Source organism: Kutzneria viridogrisea DSM 43870 (genome assembly GCF_000525635.1).
Lineage (GTDB): Bacteria > Actinomycetota > Actinomycetes > Mycobacteriales > Pseudonocardiaceae > Kutzneria > Kutzneria viridogrisea.
In genome coordinates, this window is the sequence record NZ_CP007155.1 from 7,270,991 (window position 1) to 7,287,843 (window position 16,853).

A 16,853-nucleotide genomic window follows, 5' to 3' on the forward strand; every position below is an offset into this window, starting at 1 on the left:
CCCCGGTGGCGTGATTAGGGCCTGGCTCGCGTCAGCGGCCGAGCAGCTTCTTGAGTCGGCTGACGTCGCTCTTGGCGACCTCGACGGTGCCGGAGAGGCGACGGGTCAGCTTGCTGGACTTCTTCTCCAGCAGGTGGCGCTTGCCGGCCTTCTCCCGGAGCAGCTTGCCGCTGCCGGTGACCTTCACGCGCTTGGAGGTCCCGCTGTGGGACTTGTTCTTCGGCATTGTCGTCCTCGTCTTCGTACGCGTCCCCCTTGCGGGGGACACGTGCGTCGTACCTGAAGTGGACCCCGGTCGGGGACTACTCCGCGCTGGGCTGCTCGCCCTCACCGCTCGGAGTGGCCGCCTTGACGGGGCGGGTCTTCGTGGTCTTGTGCGGGGCCAGCACCATGATCATGTTCCGGCCGTCCTGCTTCGGGCTGGACTCGACGAAACCGAGTTCGGCGATGTCGTCGGCAAGCCGCTGCAGCAACCGGAAACCCAGCTCGGGGCGGGACTGCTCCCGACCGCGGAACATGATCGTGACCTTGACCTTGTGCCCGTGCTCGAGGAAGCGAACCACGTGGTTCTTCTTCGTCTCGTAGTCGTGCGGGTCGATCTTGGGTCGGAGCTTCTGCTCCTTGATGACCGTGAGCTGCTGGTTGCGGCGGGACTCGCGGGCCTTCTGCGCGCTCTCGTACTTGAACTTGCCGTAGTCCATGAGCTTGCAAACCGGCGGGCGAGCCTGCGGGGCGACCTCGACGAGATCCAGATCCGCTTCCACGGCGAGCCGCAGGGCGTCCTCGATGCGGACGATGCCCACCTGCTCACCGTTCGGCCCGACCAGACGGACCTCCGGCACGCGGATCCTGTCGTTGATGCGTGCCTCGGGAGCGGCGGTGGGGCCACCACGGTCTCGACTAGAGGGAGCTGTCATGCACGTCCTTACAGTGGTCTTCGGTGCGCCAGAACGACAAGAAGGCCCCGGCCGTCCAGAGGACGAGCGGGGCCCGCATCCACACCGATCCCTCGACGCGCGAACGCCGAGTGAACTCCGGCTCTCACCGGAGGACCGGACCCGGCTGCCACAACTGCTGGCTGCTCGGGTGGGAGCGGGGCTCCACTTGCCGCCCCCGCACATACGGGGGCTGGTCGCTCGTGAAAGGGTAGCAGACGTGACGGATCTGCCCGAAACCGAGACCCCCGCCCCGCTGCGCGAGCTGTCCGAGGTGCCCAGCGTAGAGGTCATCAGCAAGGCCGCGGTGATGCTGCTGTCGGCCGGCGCCGAGCGCCTCGGCCTCGCCGACACCGACCCGGACACCAGCCCGCGCCGCGACCTGGACGAGGCGCGCAGGCTGATCACCGCGCTGGCCGGGCTGGTCACCGCCTCGGCGGAGTACCTGGGTCCGCACGCGGCCCCGCTGCGCGACGGGTTGCAGGCGTTGCAGCGGGCGTTCCGCGAGGCCTCGGCGGTGCCCGACGAGCCGGGCGCGGGTCCCGGCGAGAAGTACACCGGTCCGGTCTACTAGTGCCGTGAACGAGGAACCGACGGCGGGCGGGGGCCTGCTCGACGAGGTCAACAAGCGGATCATCGAGCAGTTGCAGCAGGACGGCAGGCGCTCCTACGCGGGCATCGCCAAGGTGGTCGGCCTGTCCGAGGCGGCCGTGCGGCAGCGGGTGCAGCGACTGCTCGAGGTCGGCATCATGCAGATCGTCGCGGTCACCGACCCGATCAGCGTGGGCTTCCGCCGCCAGGCGATGATCGGCATCAAGGCCGACGGGGACCTGGAGGAGGTGGCCAGGAAGCTGGCCGCCGTGCCGGAGATCGACTACGTGGTGGTCTGCGCCGGGTCCTTCGACATCATCGTCGAACTGGTCTGCACCGATGACGACCACCTGCTCCGGTTGATGGTCAACGCCATCCGCTCGTTGCCGGAGATCCGCAGCACCGAGGCGTTCATGTACCTGAAACTGGTCAAGCAGACGTACTCGTGGGGAACTCGGTGAGGTAAACCGGCCCCTTTTGCTTGCGAACCGGGCGCTCGTAGTGTCATTGACGGTGATCCGCTCGACGCGGCACCACAACGAGATATCACCCCTGCTGGTAGCAACTCGTTGTCTTGTACTCATACGAGACGCAGAGGAGCATTCCAGTGCTCGTCCGACGCGCATTCGTCGCACTGGCAACAGTTCTGTCCTTCGGGCTCGTCCTGGCGCCCGCCGCGGGCGCCGCCACCCAGGCCCAGCCGCGTCACGTGGACGCGGCGGCCTCGGGATTCACGCACAACGACCTGAACCCGCGGCAGTCCACGGCCTATTCCTGCGGTGACACCGTGTGGAACTGGCCGGTCACGCAGCTGACCTTCCGGAACTGCTCGGACAGGGCGGTCGAAGTGCTGCCCGCGTACAACCGGGACGGAAGGCACACCGCCTACTTCAACGCCGGGGTCGTCCGCGTTCCGGCGCATTCCGCGGTGCAGTGGCGGATCTATTTCGCCGACAACTCCGTGCGCTATGAGACCGTCGGCGTGAACCGCTACAACTTCGGATTCGGTGACATCCAGTTCCTCGACGAGGACCTGGCCGCCCCGATGGTGTGCGGATCCACCGACCACCCGTCCGTCGTGCTGCCGGGAGCGACCGACTTCGTCTACAAGAACTGCGGCTTCGGCACGAGGGACGCCGCACCCGGCTACCAGGTGGGTGACCGGCACTACGTGTACGTCAACGGCGGCATCGTCGACCTGCCCGCCGGCCAGGCGGTGGCGTGGCACTTCCGGATGACCGAGCCGAACGCGGTCCGGGAGACGTTGGGCCTGGACCTGTCCACGTCCGTCAACTGACGGAAGTGTCATGAAGGTGCCGTTCACTGCGTTGAACGCAGTGAACGGCACCTTCATGACATCGCTCAGGCGTTGAGGTTGGTCATGACGTGCTTGACGCGGGTGTAGTCCTCGAAGCCGTACATGGACAGGTCCTTGCCGTAGCCGGACTGCTTGAACCCGCCGTGCGGCATCTCGGCCACGATCGGGATGTGCGTGTTGATCCACACGCAGCCGAAGTCCAGCCGCCTGGCCATGCGCATGGCGCGGCCGTGGTCGCGGGTCCACACCGAGGACGCGAGGCCGTACCGGACCCCGTTGGCCCAGGTCAGGGCCTGCTCCTCGGCGGTGAAGCGCTGCACGGTGATCACCGGCCCGAACACCTCGTCCTGCACGATCTCGTCGTCCTGGTGCAGGCCGGACACCACGGTGGGCGCGAAGAAGTAGCCGGCGTCGCCCACGCGGGAGCCGCCGTGGTCCACGCTGGCGTGCTCGGGCAGCCGCGAGACGAACCCGCTCACGCGCTCGAGCTGGCTGGCGTTGTTCAGCGCGCCGTAGGCCACGTCCTGCTCGGGGGCGCCGGTCCGCACGCCGCGGGCCTGCTCGACCAGCGCCGCCAGGAACTCGTCGTGCACACCGGGACCGGCCAGCACGCGGGTGGCCGCCGTGCAGTCCTGGCCCGCGTTGAAGTACCCGGCGGCGGCGATGCCCTCGGCGGCAGCGGCGATGTCGGCGTCGTCGAACACGACAACGGGGGCCTTGCCGCCCAGTTCCAGGTGCGTGCGCTTGAGGTCACCGGCGGCCGAGGCGGCCACCTCGCGACCGGCGCGCACCGAGCCGGTGATCGACACCATGTCGGGGCGCGGGTGGGAGACCAGCGTGCGGCCGGTGTCACGGTCCCCGCAGACCACGTTGAGCACGCCCGGCGGCAGGAACTCGTTGCAGACCTCGGCCAGCAGCACGGTGGAGGCCGGGGTGGTGTCGGAGGGCTTGAGCACCACGGTGTTGCCCGCGGCCAGTGCCGGGGCGATCTTCCACACGGCCATCATCAGCGGGTAGTTCCACGGGGTGACCTGGGCGCAGACCCCGATCGGCTCGCGGCGGACCATCGAGGTGTGGTCGGGCAGGTACTCCCCCGCCGACCGGCCCTCCAGCACGCGGGCGGCCCCGGCGAAGAAGCGGATCTGGTCGGCCGAGGGCGGGACCTCCTCGCTGGCGGTCAGCGCGAGCGGCTTGCCGGTGTTCTCGCACTCCACCCGGACGAACTCCTCGGCCCGCGCCTCGATCGCGTCGGCGATGCGCAGCAGGGCGAGTTGGCGCTGCGAGGGCGTGCTGTCACGCCAGGACTCGAACGCGGCGGAGGCGGCCCGCACGGCGGCGTCCACGTCGGCCTGCCCGGACAGCGCGGCCTCGGTGTAGACCTGCCCGGTGGCCGGGTTGACCAGCTCGGAGGTTCGACCGTCGGCGGCGTCGACCAGCTTGCCGTTGATGAGATTCCGTACGCCCATGACAGCAGTATCAGTGGCACGTAAAGGTCAACGCAAGCTTTTCCGCAGCAAACCGCCAATGAGACGACTAATTCAGCACAGGTGCCGCACGGTGCCAGTCGGTGGCCGACTGGTAGGCGTGCACCACGCCCACCAGTGCGGTCTCGGCGAAGGCGGGGCCGAGCAACTGCGCGCCGATCGGCATGCCGTGCGAGGTGAAACCGCACGGGAAGGCCACTGCGGGCAATCCGGTGCAACTGGCCGGGAAGGTGTAAGGGGTAAGCACCGGGACCAGTGGGAGGTCGTTCACCGCGACGGTGCCGTGCGGCAGGTCGGTGATCGGCGAGGTGGGCAGCAGGACCGCGTCGACCTCGCGCAGCAACTGCGTGTAAGCGCCCACCACCGCGCGACGCGCCCGCTGGGCGAGCAGGTAGTCCTCGACGGTGGTGAGCAGGCCCGCCTCCAGGAAGGACTGGATGTCCTCGTCGAAACACTCGCCCCGGCGCACGTGCTCACCGAACAGGTCGGCGGCCTCCTTGAAGACCACGACCGTGGACACGCTGCTGGTCAACGAGGTGGGCGGCGGGGTGACGGGCACCAGCTGGGCGCCCAGATCGGCGAGCACCCCGCCGACCCCGTACAGGGCGGCGACCACCTCGGGCTGGGCCAGCGCGAGGAACTCCTCGTCGGGCACGCCGATGCGCGCACCGTGCAGCGCGGGCAGCTCACCGAGCACAGCTCGCGGATCGCCCTGGACCTGACCGGTCAGCACACGCAGCAGCAGCAACGCGTCGCGGGCGTCGCGCGCCATCGGCCCGGTCACGTCGTAGGACCAGGACAGGGTGCGGACGCCGCCACCGGGCACCAGCCCGTACGTGGGCTTGATCGCCGTGGTGCCGCAGAACGCCGAAGGCAGGCGCAGCGAGCCGCCCGTGTCGGTGCCCAGCGCGGCGGGCACCTGGCGGGCGGCCAGCGCCACGGCGGAGCCGCCCGAGGACCCGCTGGCCATCTTCGTTGTGTCCCAAGGGTTTCGGGTCTGCGGCGTGGCGACCCCGTAGGCGATCTGGTGGGTGTGGGTCTTGCCGAGCAATACCCCACCTGCGGCGTCGAGCGCGCGCACCACCTCGGCGTCCTCGGCGGGCACACGACCGGCGTGCACCGGGCTGCCGTACTCGGTGGCCAGCCCCGCCGTGTCGATCAGGTCCTTCGCGGCGTACGGGATCCCGTGCAGCGGACCGGTCGGGCGGCGGCCGTCCAACCGGTCGGCACGCTCGCGGGCGGCCTCGACCGCGGTGCGGGCGAAGGCGCTCAGCGCGGGCTCGGTGGCGGCGATCCGGGCGGCGCAGTCGGCCACCAGCTCGCTGGGCGTGAGCTCGCCCGCGTGGATCGCGCTGGCGGCCTCGACCAGACCAAGTTCGCTCGGACGAGTGATCGAACTCGGTGCTGCCGCGAGGTTCTCGTCCGGGTGCAGCGCGCGCAGCTGTTCCACCGAACCGGCGAGGAAGGGCAGTGCCCAGTCCAGTCTGAGCAGGCGTTCGGGGGTCGGGTCCATGCCCGCTGCCACAGCCCTGTCGCTGACCACCGACCGATTGAAGTATGCGTCAGTCGATGTTGACAAGTCCCTGCTCGCCTCGGATGCGGAAGCCACCGGTCACCGCCTCGGCCAGGTACAGGGTCTGCCGCAGCCGGCCGTCCCCGGTGACGGTGACCCGCCCGCGCGGCCCGTCGAAGCTCACCCCGGGCAGCGCGCCGAGCAGGGAGGCCGGCTCGATCGTGCCCGCCGCGCGCGCGGCCCGCGCGTACAGGTGGATGCCCTCGTACACCGACTCGGTCACGCTGGACACCGGCGGGGCGTAGTCCCCGTAGGCGGCGCGGTACCGGCGCAGGAACTCGCGGTTCTCCTCGGTGGGCAGGTCCATGAAGTAGCCGAGCACGGTCCACATGCCCGCGGCGGCCTCGTCCCCGATGTGCTCGCGGGTGGCCTCGTCCAGCAGGGTGCCGATGGACCGCACGCGCTGGCGCAGCCCCGCCGCGTACAGCTGCCGCTCGAAGGCCGCCGCGTCCCCGCCGACCAGGCTGTTGACCACCAACTCGGCACCGGAACGCTCGATCTCCTCCAGCACCGGGGAGAAGTCGCGGCTGCTCAGCGGCACGTAGCGCTCGCCGAGCAGGCGCCCGCCCTCGGCGAGCACGGTGCGCCGCGCGCAGGCGCCGACCGCCCTCGGCCAGGAGTAGTCGTTGCCCACCACGTACCAGCCGCGGCTGGAGTGCTCGCGCATCATCGCGGGCACGGCCTTGCGCAACTGGTCCTCCGGCACCTCGCCCCAGCGGAACAGCCGGCCCGCGTGCCTGCCGCCCTCGTTGACCGGGGTGTAGAAGTAGGGCAGCCCCACCCGTCGCGCATAGGGCCGCACCGCGTCCAGGGTGGCCGAGGTGTGCACCGCGATGACCATGTCCACGTGGTGGCGCAGGTGCATGCGGCGCAGCTCGCGCAGGCCGGTGCTCGGCTCGGTCGCGTCGTCGCCAACGACCAGCCGCAGCGGGGTGCCGTTGACCCCGCGCTCGGCGTTGATCTCGTCCACCGCCAGCCGCGCGCAGTTCTCCACGGCGCGGCCGAACACGCCCGCGCTACCGCTGTAGCTGGTGAGCAGGCCGATGCGCACGACGTCCTCGTCCGGGTCGTCGACCTGGTCCAGGTCCGCGCCGAGCATGCGCGCCAGCGGGGCGAGGCTGCTGTGCTCCACCGAGGTCACCAGCCTGACCCGCGTACCCCCGTCGTCGGGGGCGAAGTCCAGCACCACCCGTCCGCGCCAGGGGGTCTCGTGCAGCAGCACGATGCGCTGGCCCGGGATCACCCGCTGCACGCGGGCGGTGCCCTCCACCGCGGCCCGTGCGGCGCCCATCGGCAGCGCGAGCCGCACCAGCGCCCCCGGCCGCAGGTGGTCGAACTGGGCGTTGAAGAACCAGCCCGCCCAGGGGCCCGTGCCGAAGGAGCTGAACGCGGCCTCGCGCGGGGCCGGGATCACGACCTCTGAGGTGAACAGGATGTCGGACATGCACTCCCCGAACCCGATTGGGCTGACCGGTGGCCGAGCCTATCGATCACACGGGTGAACTCGCACGGCGCCCGGAGGTCACGCCGACCGGCTGGACTCGGCTCGCTCCGCGGCGGGCTGCTGCGCCACCGCGTCCGCGAGCCGGTCCAGCGGGCCCTGGTACAGGCCGGACAGGAAGCTGACCACGTCCGCCACCGGCTGGGCGCGCAGCGAGTAGTAGCGGTAGCGGCCCGCCCTGCGCTCGCACACCAGCCCCGCCTCGCGCAGCACGCGCAGGTGCGTGGACACCGCGGTGCGGCCGATCGTGTCGAAGGCGGCGGCCAACTCGGAGGCGGTCAGCTCGCCGTGCTCGGACAGCAGGCGCAGCAGCGCGCGTCTGCTGGTGTCGGCCAGCGCGCCGAATGTCGAGGACTCGGCGTCCCGCGATCCGCTCACCCGCCACCTCCTTCCTGACGCGTCAACAATCCTTGACGCGTTAGTCCGCCCTGTCTACTCTCAACTCTACGCTTACGGACGTGAGCGCTCAGTAGTGTCACTTGGGGGGACGCATGGCTGAGACGATCGCCGCACTGGTGAAGGCCGATCGAGAACGCACCTACCACCTGCTGCCCGCACCGGTCACGGGCACCGGCTCGCTGCGCACCTGCTGCGGGCAGTGGGTCACCGCGGTCCAGATCGAGGTCGTCGACCGCGCGAGCGCCATCCCCTGCGTCAAGTGCATCCTGCTCTCACCGCCCGAGTACGCGGCGGCGCACAGCGCTTAGAACGGGGACGGTGCTCCACGAACCGGTTCCGGCCTGGGACCGGACACCTCATCGCGCAACCGCCAGTGCTGGCTCCGCTTTTCCCGCTCACAGGTCCGCTGCACGACGCGGGGATTCTCCGCACCCTCAGTGCCACGCACGTCCATGCACAGGTTCGTGCGCTCGTTGACCAGCTGCGACCAGCGCTCGTTCACCTTGTCCAGGCGCCAGTGCCGGAAATGCCGCTGGCTGGCGCAGTCGAGCTGGACCAGTCGCGGACCCTCCTCTCGCGGAGAGGCGCACAACCGGCTCTTGCGGTTGATCAGGACGAAGAAGTCCCTGTGCCCCTCGTCCTTGCGCCACATCTGGCTGCGGCGCTCGGCAGAACACGGAGCGAGGACTAGGCCCGCACCAGCCTCGACCGACTCGCCGATCACGTCCAGGCACTTGCGACTCTCGTGGTTGTACACGTACTGGTAGGGCGCATCGGCATCGGAGCTGGCCGAGGCCTGGGCGGGCGCCCCGCCAGCAGCCAGGATTCCGAGGAACGAAAGGGGCAACAACACAATCGACTTGACTCGACGACTACGCATGGCATCCTCCTGCCGTGAGAAATTCAAGTGTGGAGCTCTCACGTTCCCGCTGGGAGGGGGCCATACAGCTGAGGCACAACAAAACCCGGGGGCCAATTCCCGGGCCTCTCATCTGACCAGGTGCGCAGCGCAGCGCTGAACGGCACGGCAGACCACTCACTTCGGGTTGTCAGACAACTGACACGACTACGCCATAGCGCGAGTGGAGGTCAGCGGCGAGTTCGGAGCCCGCGCGAGCCGGGACATGAGCGCGCCACCACGGCCAATCCGCTCCGCCCCTGACGGGCTCCGGATACGTGACCGCCCGGAATCGGGCATCGATGGCATCAACCTGTTCCTTGAACCACTGCCACTGGTCGAACTCCCGCAACCGTCCATCGCGAAGCACGCTGTCGATGGCGTCCCGCACCGAAAGATCGTTGTTGTACTCGTAGATGTTGTCCTCGTAGCCCTCCTCGCACAGGACAACGAACCCGTCCCAACGATCCAGCAACTCAGTGGGAGAGACGTGAGTTGCTCGCCCACTCTCAGCGAGAACCTGGCGGAAGCGTTCCGCGAAAGCGTTGATCACACCCATCCCGCCAGTTGCTCCATGAAGTACTTGATGGGATCTCCATCAGGCCGGAAAACGTACGAATTTTACCATCAGGAGCCCACACACTGAAATAACCCGTCTTGGGGTCGACGCGAAGCATGTCCCCTCTTCCCGATTCCTTCCATAACGCCATCTGGCTTTCCAGCCCAAAGCAACCTCCTCGCGGCAAGACGGTAGTCTGCGAGGTAGCACTCAACCGCGAAGACGACAAGAGTGGAGTTCTCGTACTCCGCCGAGCGGATGTCGTTGTCGGCAGTCCCCGGCGGCGGATTCTGCTGCCGGTCCCGCTGCTCCTCCTCACGCTGCGGCTTCGCCGCGGTCTCCGTTGCCTCACGTGCGGCCGCAGCGGCTTCCTGGGCATCCCTCATCGCAGCCTCAGCGGAAGCACGGGCACGAGCCGCAGACGCGTAGGCATCCGCAGCGAAGCTCTGTGCCTCGAGCGCTGACGCTCGTGCTCTCGCCGCCGAGTCCTCGGCAGCGTTCGCCTCCCGCGCCTGCTTGGTGGCCTCATTCACGGTGACGGCGGCGACACCGACGACGCTGGATGTCAAGGCGGACAACGGGGTTGACACCTGCAAAGGCGACACAGGCGGCCCCGCGGTGCGGGACAACGGGGCCGGGCTGAGGTGGTCGAGTTGATCAGCCGTGTGCGGCAGGGGCACCGCACCAAGCAGTTGGGGCGCGCTGTACGGGCCTGGGGTCGAACCTGGTGGACTTCGCGCTGGCCGAGTCGCGGGCGCAACTGCCCCGCTGAGCGGGACTCGCGGGCACCAGAACGGGACTCGCGACCGTGTGGACGGGACTCGCCCGCCCCAGAACGGGACTCAGCCGCGCCGGAGCGGGACTCGGGCGCGGCTGAGCGGGACTCGCGGGCGGGGTCAGTCGCCGAGCACGGCCAGGGCGTCGATCTCGATGAGCAGGCCCTTGGGCAGCCCCACGTAGACGGTGGTGCGGGCGGGGAAGGGCGCGGACATGAACTCGCCGTAGGCCTCGTTCATCTCGGCGAAGTGGTCGGTGTCGGTCAGGTAGACCCGCAGCATCACCACGTCGTCCATGCTGGCGCCCGCGGCGGCCAGCACGGTGTTGACGTTGCGCAGGGTCTGCCGGGTCTGCTCGGCCACGGTCTCGCCGACGATCGCCCCGGTCGGGTCGAAGGCGACCTGCCCGGCCACCTGCAGGACGTTGCCCTTGCGCACCGCCTGGGAGAAGGCGGCGACCGGGGTGGGGGCCTCGTCGGTGCGGATCTCGGTCTTGGGCACTTGCGTCAGTCCTTTCCTTGGGTCCAGCCACATTCGGCTGAGGCTGCGGCAGCGGCGCGCAGCAGCCGGGGCACGAGGGCCATCAGCCCGTCGTAGTCGAGGAACACCTTGGGCACCGAGAGCGAGACGGCGGCCAGCACCTCACCGCGCTGGCCGCGGATGGGCGCCGCGATGCAGTGGATGAAGTCCTCGTGCTCGGAGTTGTCCACGGCGAACCCGCGGCCGCGCACGGCGTCCAACTCGGCGAGGTAGCCCTCGGGGCTGGTGATCGTGTTGGCGGTCAGCCTCGGGTACGGCATGGCGGTGGCCACCTCGCGGCGGCGCGTCTCGGGCAGCTCGGACAGCAGTACCTTGGCCACGGCCGTGCAGTGCAGCGGGGCGCGGCGGCCAATGCGCGAGTACATGCGCACGGGGTGCGTGCTGTCGTACTTGTCGATGTAGACGACCTCGCCGCCCTCGTAGCTGGCGAGGTGCACGGTGTGGCCGGTCTCCTCGTTCAGCTCGCTCAGCGCGGGCTCGGCGGCGCGGCGCACGTCGAGGTCTTCCAGCGCGCGGTTGGCCAGGTCGAACAGGGCGGTGCCCAGCCGGTAGTAGCGCACGCCCTCGCGCTGCACGAACCGGTGTTCCTCCAGCGTGCGCAGCAACCGCAGCACGGTGGACTTGTGCACCTCGATGACGGCGGCCAGCTCGTCCAGGGTCCTGCTGCCCTCGGACAGGGCGCGCAGCAGCGTCAAAGCGCGATCAAGGCTCTGGCTCATGACATCACCACTCCCCCACCTCGGATCCAGGCGTCCGCCCAGACCGCCGGGGCGGCGTCCAGCAGTTCGTCGACCACGTGCCCGGGCAGCGGCTCACCGATGTCCTCGGCGGTCAGCAGCGCGCCCGCGGCCACCAGGTGCCCGCGGCGCAGGCGGCGTGCGGGCGGGTCCCCGGCGAGCGTGCCCGCGATGAACCCGGCGGCGAACGCGTCACCGGCACCGACCGGCTCCACCACGTCCACCCGCAGCGCGGGCTCGAACACCTGGTCACCGCCCGCCAGCAGGGTAGCGCCGCGGGCCCCGTGCTTGACCACGACGGCGGCGGGGTCGGGCAGCAGCTCGCGGATCGCCGGGGGTTCGGCGACCCCCCACACCGCAGCCGACTCGTCGTCCCCGAGGAAGACCAGGTCCGCGGCGTTGGCGAGTTCGCGCAGCACCACGGGGTCCTGGCCCAGCGCGGGCCGCCAGTTCAGGTCGAAGGAGACCGGCACCGGCAGGGCGAGCACCGCGCGCAGCAGGTCGAGGCAGGAGGCGGACAGTGCGGCGGTGATGCCGCTGACGTGCACCAGGTCGACCCGGCTCAGGTCCAGCTCCTCGAGCAGGCCGGGGCCCAGCGCGGAGGCGGCCGATCCGGCGCGGTAGTACCGCACGGGGCTGCCCGAGGCGTCGGCCTCCTTGACGTACAGGCCGGTGGGCCTGGCCGGGTCGATGCGCACCTCGGACACGTCGACCCCGGACTCGGCCACGGCCGCGCGGACCCGCAGGCCGAGCGCGTCCTGGCCCAGCGCGCTGACCCAGCGGCTGCGCAGCCCGAGCCGGGCGAGATGGCAGGCCACGTTGGACTCGGCCCCGCCGACGCTGAGCGCCCATCTGCGCGCCTCGTGTACGGGACCCGTCTCCGCCGGCACGAACAGGGCCATGGACTCACCAAGGCACAGCACCTCGCGGTCCTGCATGCACTCCTCCTCCGGAGGTGGTTCGTTGACGGCGGGCCACCTGGATGCTACACACCTCTGAATCACATTGCGCAACCGTCGTTGCAAATCATGCAACAGAGGAGCTGGTGGTCGTGATCGACCGGGACGCCGTGGCCGCACTGCGGTCGGAGCGGATCGACTGGCGCTTCAAGGGCCTGCCCGCGCAGGCCTTCGGGTCCACGCTCGGCGAGGTCGCCGACGCGGGCCTGAACCTGTTCGAGGACGGCTTCGTGGCCCCGCTGGTGGTGCTGGACGCCGCCGCGCTGGAGCACAACATGCGGGTGATGGCCGACTGGTGCTCGGACAACGGCCTGGCACTGGCCCCGCACGGCAAGACCACGATGGCCCCGCAGCTGTTCGCCCGCCAACTGGACCACGGGGCCTGGGGCATCACCGCGGCCAACCTGAGCCAGCTGCGGGTCTACCGGGCGTTCGGGGTCAGCCGGGTGCTGTTCGCCAACCAACTCGTTGACCCGGCCGGGCTGCGCTGGCTGGCCGGTGAGCTGGACCGCGACCCCGGCTTCGAGTTCACCTGCTGGGTGGACTCGGTCGAGGGCGTCGCACGGATGACCGAGGTGCTGGACCGGCCGGTGGACGTGCTGGTGGAGCTGGGCGGCGCGGGCGGGCGCACCGGGGCGCGCAGCGTGCACGCGGCGATCGAGGTGGCCGAGGCCGTGCGCAGGAGCCCGGTGCTGCGCCTGGTCGGCGCGGGCGGCTACGAGGCGGCGATCACCAGCGGGATCGACCACAATGGACTGTCCAAGGTGGACTACTATCTGGCGGACCTGCGCGAGCTGGTCACCAGGCTGGCCGCGCAGGGGCACTTCGACGAGGTGGAGCAGGTGATCGTCACCGGTGGCGGCAGCGCCTACTTCGACCAGGTGGCCGAGGCGTTCACCCAGGGCTGGCCGCAGGGCCTGAACGTGCTCGGCGTGCTGCGCAGCGGGGCCTACCTGACCCACGACGACGGCCTGTACCGGGAGACCTCGCCCTTCGGCCGGGAGCACCGGCTGCCCGGGGGCGAGCCGTTCCGCTCGGCCATGCACGCCTGGGCCCAGGTCAGCTCGCAGCCCGAACCGGGGCTGGCGCTGCTCACGATGGGCCGCCGGGACGTGTCCTTCGACCAGCACCTGCCCGAGGTCCAGCTGCGCCGCGACCCCGACGGCAGCACGACGGCGCTGGCGGGTTCGGCCGTCACCAAGCTCAACGACCAGCACGCGTTCCTGGAGCTGGGCGGCGCGGACTCCGTGACGGTGGGCGACTGGGTCCGGTTCGGGCTCTCCCATCCCTGCACGGTGTTCGACAAGTGGCCGCTGCTGGCCGTTGTCGATGGTGAGCGGGTCGTCGACCTGGTCAGGACGTTCTTCTGATGGACCTGGTCTTCCGCGGCGCGCGGGTGGTGGACGGGACCGGGGCACCCGAGCGGATCGCCGACGTCGCGATCAACAAGGGGCGCATCGCCGGGATCGGTTCCGGGCTGACCGGAAACCGGGTGGTCGACGCCACGGGCCTGGTGCTGTGCCCGGGATTCATCGACATGCACTCGCACTCCGATCTCCAGGTACTGGCCGAGCCGGAGCACCTGGCCAAGGTCTCGCAGGGGGTGACCTGCGAGGTGCTGGGCCAGGACGGGCTGTCCTACGCTCCGGTGGACGAGCAGGTGCTGGCCACCCTGCGCGGGCAGCTCGCGGGCTGGAACGACGACCCGCCGGGCTTCGACTGGAACTGGCGCTCGGTTGGCGAGTACCTGGACCGGCTGGACCAGGGCATCGCGGTGAACGCGGCCTACCTGGTGCCGCAGGGCTCGGTGCGCATGCTGCACGTGGACTGGTCCGACCGGGCGCCCACCGAGTCCGAGCTGGACGCCATGAAGTCCACTGTGGACGAAGCGATGGCCCAGGGCGCGTTCGGCATGTCCTCCGGGCTGACCTACACCCCCGGCATGTACGCCGACACCGGGGAACTGGTCGAGCTGTGCCGGGTGGTCGGCGCGCGCGGCGGCTACTACAGCCCGCACCACCGCAGCTACGGCGCGGGCGCGGTCGAGGCGTACGCGGAGATGGTCGAGGTGTCGCGGCGCGCGGACTGCCCGCTGCACCTGGCGCACGCCACGATGAACTTCCCCGTCAACGCGGGACGGGCCGGGGAACTGCTCTCCGTGCTGGACCAGGCGATCGCCGAGGGCGTGGACGTCACGCTGGACAGCTACCCGTACCTGGCCGGGGCGACCTACCTGTCGGCGCTGCTGCCGAGCTGGGTCAGCGCGGGCGGGCTGGACGCCGCGCTGGCCAGACTGTCTGATGTGGACACTCGGGAGCGGATCCGGGTCGAGATGGAGGAGACCGGCTCGGACGGGCACCACGGGGTGCCGATCGACTGGGCGGCGATCGAGGTCAACGGGGTGCGCGCGGAGCGCAACGCGCACCTGGTGGGCCGGTCGGTGGCCGACTCGGCCGCCGCGCTGGGCACGACCCCCTCGCGGCTGTACTTCGACCTGCTGGTGGACGAGCGACTGGGCACCTCCTGCCTGATGCACGTGGGGCACGAGGACAACGTGCGGGCGATCATGCGGCACCCGGCGCACACCGGGGGCAGCGACGGGCTGCTGGTCGGGGACCGGCCGCACCCGAGGGCCTGGGGCACCTTCCCGCGCTACCTGGGGCGCTACGTGCGGGAGCTGGGCGTGCTGGGGCTGGCGGAGTGCGTCGAGCACCTCACCGGCCGACCGGCGCGGCGACTGGGGCTGACCGACCGGGGACTGGTCCGCGAGGGCTTCGCGGCCGACCTGGTGCTGTTCGACCCGGACACGGTGGCCGACACGGCCACCTTCGAACAGCCGAGGCAGCGGGCCACCGGCATCGAGCACGTGCTCGTCAACGGTGTCCCGGTGATCGAGGAGAACCGCCCGACCGGCGCGCTGCCCGGTCACTCCCTGCGGAAAGGATCGCCGTGAACTGGCTGCAACACTCCACCGGCGGGCTGCTGACCCTGTCAGCGGTCGGCATCGCGGTACTGCTGCTGTTGATCATCAGATTCAAGGTGGAGCCGTTCATCGCCCTGCTGGTGGCCGGGCTGCTCGTCGCGCTGGGCGCCGGGCTGCCGGTGGAGGCCATCGTCGGCTCGGCGCAGAAGAGCTCGGCCTCACTGCTGGAGACCGGCTTCGGCGGCATCCTCGGCCACGTGGCCGTGATCGTCGGGCTGGGCACCCTGCTCGGCTCGCTGCTGGAGGTCTCCGGCGGGGCCGAGGTGCTCACCGGCAGGCTGCTACAGGCGTTCGGGGACAAGCGGGCCCCGCTGGCGATGGGCCTGTCCGGGCTGATCTTCGGCATCCCGGTGTTCTTCGACATCGGCGTCTTCGTGCTGGCCCCGCTGGTGTACGTGGCCGCGCGGCGCGGCGGCCGGTCGGTCCTGCTCTACGCCCTGCCGCTGCTGGCCGGTCTGTCCATCACGCACGCCTTCCTGCCCCCGCACCCCGGCCCGGTGGCCATCGCCGGTCTGCTGCACGTGGACCTGGGCTGGCTGATCATCATGGGCCTGGCCTGCGGCATCCCGGCCTGGTTCGTGGGCGGCATCCTGTTCTCCACCTGGATCGGCAGGCGCATCGACCTGCCGGTGCCCGAGGAGATGCTGGCCGCCGCGCAGAAGGTGGCCGAGGAGAGCGGCGCGAGGGACCGCAAGGCGCCCGGGCTGGGGCTGGTGGCCACGATCATCGGCATCCCGCTGGTGCTGATCCTGTGCGGCACCTTCGGCTCCATCGTCCTGCCCAAGGGCTCACTCGTCCAGGACGTGACCACCTTCCTCGGCACGCCCGCCATCGCGCTGACCATCGCGGTGCTGCTGGCGCTCTGGCTGCTGGGACGGCGGCGAGGCATGACCGGTGAGCAGCTTGCCCAGTTGTCCGCGGGCGCGCTGCGGCCGGTGGCGATGATCCTGCTCGTGGTCGGCGCGGGCGGCTTCTTCGGCGCGGTGCTCTCGGCGACCGGGGTGGGCAAGGCGCTCGCGAGCACCCTGTCCGCCGCCGGGCTGCCGGTGATCGTGCTGGTGTACGTGATCAGCAGCGGGCTGCGCCTGGCCCAGGGCTCGGCCACCGTGGCCATCGTGACCACCGGCGGCATCATCGCCCCACTGCTGCCCGACCTGCACTACTCCCAGCCGCATCTGGCGCTGGTCGCCATGTCCATCGCCGCGGGCTCGATCATCGCCTCGCACGTCAACGACGGCGGGTTCTGGATCGTCTCCCGCTACTTCGGGATCCCGGTGCGGGAGACCCTGGCCAGCTGGACCCTGCTGGAGACGGTGCTGTCCCTGGTCGGCTTCGGCATGGCGGCCCTGCTCAGCATCGTGGTCTGAACGGGACTCACCCACAGGCGGCACCTACCGCGCGTGTCGGCGCTTCACGCACCGCGTGTCGGCGCTTGGTGGACGGCGTGTTGTGGCTTGCCGTGCATTTTCCCAAATCCTGGGATTCTGCATCGCAAGCGCGAACACGCCGTACCGGAAGCGCCGACACGCGCCACCGCAAGCGCCGACACGCGCAGGTACAGCCTGGCCGCAGAGTCGTAACGTATTCCCAGAAAATACGT

The 16,853-nt window shown here is 70.3% G+C and carries 20 protein-coding genes; 8 read left to right on the forward strand and 12 right to left on the reverse strand.

What is annotated here, in order from left to right; translation table 11 throughout:
- Nucleotides 1–31 precede the first annotated feature (31 nt).
- Both rpmI and infC read right to left on the reverse strand, forming a co-directional pair.
- A complete protein-coding gene (rpmI, locus tag KALB_RS31800) occupies nt 32–226 on the reverse strand; it encodes a 50S ribosomal protein L35 (protein ID WP_025359717.1) in 195 nt (64 codons plus the stop codon).
- Between the two features lie 76 nt (nt 227–302).
- Entirely contained in the window at nt 303–917 is a 615-nt protein-coding gene (gene infC, locus KALB_RS31805; RefSeq protein ID WP_081789636.1) for a translation initiation factor IF-3, read from the reverse strand.
- A 238-nt stretch (nt 918–1,155) separates the two neighbouring features.
- On the opposite strand from infC, the gene KALB_RS31810 reads away from it, so the two are divergent.
- The 3 genes from KALB_RS31810 to KALB_RS31820 all read left to right on the forward strand — a co-directional run bounded on the left by KALB_RS31810 (nt 1,156) and on the right by KALB_RS31820 (nt 2,823).
- The gene (locus KALB_RS31810; protein ID WP_025359719.1) at nt 1,156–1,509 is read left to right on the forward strand and encodes a DUF1844 domain-containing protein; all 354 of its coding nucleotides are present in this window, start codon (nt 1,156–1,158) and stop codon (nt 1,507–1,509) included.
- A 4-nt stretch (nt 1,510–1,513) separates the two neighbouring features.
- Nucleotides 1,514–1,987, forward strand: coding sequence for an Lrp/AsnC family transcriptional regulator (locus KALB_RS31815; RefSeq protein ID WP_025359720.1), 474 nt, complete (start codon nt 1,514–1,516; stop codon nt 1,985–1,987).
- Nucleotides 1,988–2,133: 146 nt separating this feature from the next.
- Complete coding sequence (locus KALB_RS31820; RefSeq protein ID WP_025359721.1) at nt 2,134–2,823, forward strand: hypothetical protein; 690 nt, start codon at nt 2,134–2,136, stop codon at nt 2,821–2,823.
- Between the two features lie 65 nt (nt 2,824–2,888).
- Here the strand turns inward: KALB_RS31820 and KALB_RS31825 are convergent, their stop codons facing one another.
- The 4 genes from KALB_RS31825 to KALB_RS31840 all read right to left on the reverse strand — a co-directional run bounded on the left by KALB_RS31825 (nt 2,889) and on the right by KALB_RS31840 (nt 7,780).
- The gene (locus tag KALB_RS31825) at nt 2,889–4,310 is read right to left on the reverse strand and encodes a gamma-aminobutyraldehyde dehydrogenase (protein WP_025359722.1); all 1,422 of its coding nucleotides are present in this window, start codon (nt 4,308–4,310) and stop codon (nt 2,889–2,891) included.
- Nucleotides 4,311–4,377: 67 nt separating this feature from the next.
- Nucleotides 4,378–5,871 (reverse strand): amidase, encoded by a 1,494-nt coding sequence (locus tag KALB_RS31830; RefSeq protein WP_148309737.1) that lies wholly within the window; start codon nt 5,869–5,871, stop codon nt 4,378–4,380.
- Between the two features lie 19 nt (nt 5,872–5,890).
- A complete protein-coding gene (locus tag KALB_RS31835) occupies nt 5,891–7,345 on the reverse strand; it encodes an ABC transporter substrate-binding protein (protein WP_025359724.1) in 1,455 nt (484 codons plus the stop codon).
- 78 nt (nt 7,346–7,423) lie between these two features.
- Nucleotides 7,424–7,780 (reverse strand): ArsR/SmtB family transcription factor, encoded by a 357-nt coding sequence (locus KALB_RS31840; RefSeq protein WP_025359725.1) that lies wholly within the window; start codon nt 7,778–7,780, stop codon nt 7,424–7,426.
- 113 nt (nt 7,781–7,893) lie between these two features.
- Between KALB_RS31840 and KALB_RS31845 the strand changes: the two genes are divergently transcribed.
- Nucleotides 7,894–8,109: a hypothetical protein gene (locus tag KALB_RS31845; RefSeq protein WP_025359726.1), complete on the forward strand. Its 216-nt coding sequence runs from the start codon at nt 7,894–7,896 to the stop codon at nt 8,107–8,109.
- Here the strand turns inward: KALB_RS31845 and KALB_RS31850 are convergent.
- From KALB_RS31850 to KALB_RS48795, 3 genes are all read right to left on the reverse strand, one after another.
- On the reverse strand, nt 8,106–8,681 hold the full coding sequence (locus tag KALB_RS31850) for an RICIN domain-containing protein (protein WP_081789637.1): 576 nt from the start codon (nt 8,679–8,681) through the stop codon (nt 8,106–8,108). The genes KALB_RS31845 and KALB_RS31850 overlap by 4 nt on opposite strands.
- A gap of 169 nt (nt 8,682–8,850) precedes the next feature.
- On the reverse strand, nt 8,851–9,258 hold the full coding sequence (locus KALB_RS31855; protein WP_025359728.1) for a hypothetical protein: 408 nt from the start codon (nt 9,256–9,258) through the stop codon (nt 8,851–8,853).
- A gap of 68 nt (nt 9,259–9,326) precedes the next feature.
- A complete protein-coding gene (locus KALB_RS48795) occupies nt 9,327–9,848 on the reverse strand; it encodes a hypothetical protein (RefSeq protein ID WP_201772091.1) in 522 nt (173 codons plus the stop codon).
- On the opposite strand from KALB_RS48795, the gene KALB_RS50330 reads away from it, so the two are divergent.
- The gene (locus KALB_RS50330) at nt 9,793–9,915 is read left to right on the forward strand and encodes a trypsin-like serine protease (RefSeq protein ID WP_201771844.1); all 123 of its coding nucleotides are present in this window, start codon (nt 9,793–9,795) and stop codon (nt 9,913–9,915) included. The two genes, KALB_RS48795 and KALB_RS50330, sit on opposite strands and share 56 nt — an antisense overlap.
- Nucleotides 9,916–10,154: 239 nt before the next feature.
- Here KALB_RS50330 and KALB_RS31860 read toward each other — a convergent pair whose 3' ends face one another.
- The 3 genes from KALB_RS31860 to KALB_RS31870 are packed head-to-tail and all read right to left on the reverse strand — an operon-like array spanning nt 10,155 to nt 12,249.
- A complete protein-coding gene (locus tag KALB_RS31860; RefSeq protein ID WP_025359729.1) occupies nt 10,155–10,535 on the reverse strand; it encodes a RidA family protein in 381 nt (126 codons plus the stop codon).
- A gap of 5 nt (nt 10,536–10,540) precedes the next feature.
- The gene (locus tag KALB_RS31865; RefSeq protein WP_025359730.1) at nt 10,541–11,293 is read right to left on the reverse strand and encodes an IclR family transcriptional regulator; all 753 of its coding nucleotides are present in this window, start codon (nt 11,291–11,293) and stop codon (nt 10,541–10,543) included.
- On the reverse strand, nt 11,290–12,249 hold the full coding sequence (locus KALB_RS31870; RefSeq protein WP_025359731.1) for a sugar kinase: 960 nt from the start codon (nt 12,247–12,249) through the stop codon (nt 11,290–11,292). The genes KALB_RS31865 and KALB_RS31870 overlap by 4 nt, the downstream gene beginning before the upstream one ends.
- Nucleotides 12,250–12,365: 116 nt before the next feature.
- Between KALB_RS31870 and KALB_RS31875 the strand changes: the two genes are divergently transcribed.
- The 3 genes from KALB_RS31875 to KALB_RS31885 are packed head-to-tail and all read left to right on the forward strand — an operon-like array spanning nt 12,366 to nt 16,620.
- On the forward strand, nt 12,366–13,640 hold the full coding sequence (locus KALB_RS31875) for an amino acid deaminase (RefSeq protein WP_025359732.1): 1,275 nt from the start codon (nt 12,366–12,368) through the stop codon (nt 13,638–13,640).
- Entirely contained in the window at nt 13,640–15,223 is a 1,584-nt protein-coding gene (locus KALB_RS31880) for an N-acyl-D-amino-acid deacylase family protein (protein ID WP_025359733.1), read from the forward strand. Before KALB_RS31875 ends, KALB_RS31880 begins: the two co-directional genes overlap by 1 nt.
- The gene (locus KALB_RS31885; RefSeq protein WP_025359734.1) at nt 15,220–16,620 is read left to right on the forward strand and encodes a GntP family permease; all 1,401 of its coding nucleotides are present in this window, start codon (nt 15,220–15,222) and stop codon (nt 16,618–16,620) included. The genes KALB_RS31880 and KALB_RS31885 overlap by 4 nt, the downstream gene beginning before the upstream one ends.
- Nucleotides 16,621–16,853: the final 233 nt, after the last annotated feature.

Coding starts and splice junctions, on each gene's coding strand:
- KALB_RS31850 (WP_081789637.1), bottom strand. CDS start 8,681: ATGCGTAGTCGTCGAGTCAAGTCGATTGTGTTGTTGCCCCTTTCGTTC.
- KALB_RS31825 (WP_025359722.1), bottom strand. CDS start 4,310: ATGGGCGTACGGAATCTCATCAACGGCAAGCTGGTCGACGCCGCCGAC.
- rpmI (WP_025359717.1), bottom strand. CDS start 226: ATGCCGAAGAACAAGTCCCACAGCGGGACCTCCAAGCGCGTGAAGGTC.
- KALB_RS31865 (WP_025359730.1), bottom strand. CDS start 11,293: ATGAGCCAGAGCCTTGATCGCGCTTTGACGCTGCTGCGCGCCCTGTCC.
- KALB_RS31880 (WP_025359733.1), top strand. CDS start 13,640: ATGGACCTGGTCTTCCGCGGCGCGCGGGTGGTGGACGGGACCGGGGCA.
- KALB_RS31845 (WP_025359726.1), top strand. CDS start 7,894: ATGGCTGAGACGATCGCCGCACTGGTGAAGGCCGATCGAGAACGCACC.
- KALB_RS31870 (WP_025359731.1), bottom strand. CDS start 12,249: ATGCAGGACCGCGAGGTGCTGTGCCTTGGTGAGTCCATGGCCCTGTTC.
- KALB_RS31855 (WP_025359728.1), bottom strand. CDS start 9,258: ATGGGTGTGATCAACGCTTTCGCGGAACGCTTCCGCCAGGTTCTCGCT.
- KALB_RS31835 (WP_025359724.1), bottom strand. CDS start 7,345: ATGTCCGACATCCTGTTCACCTCAGAGGTCGTGATCCCGGCCCCGCGC.
- infC (WP_081789636.1), bottom strand. CDS start 917: ATGACAGCTCCCTCTAGTCGAGACCGTGGTGGCCCCACCGCCGCTCCC.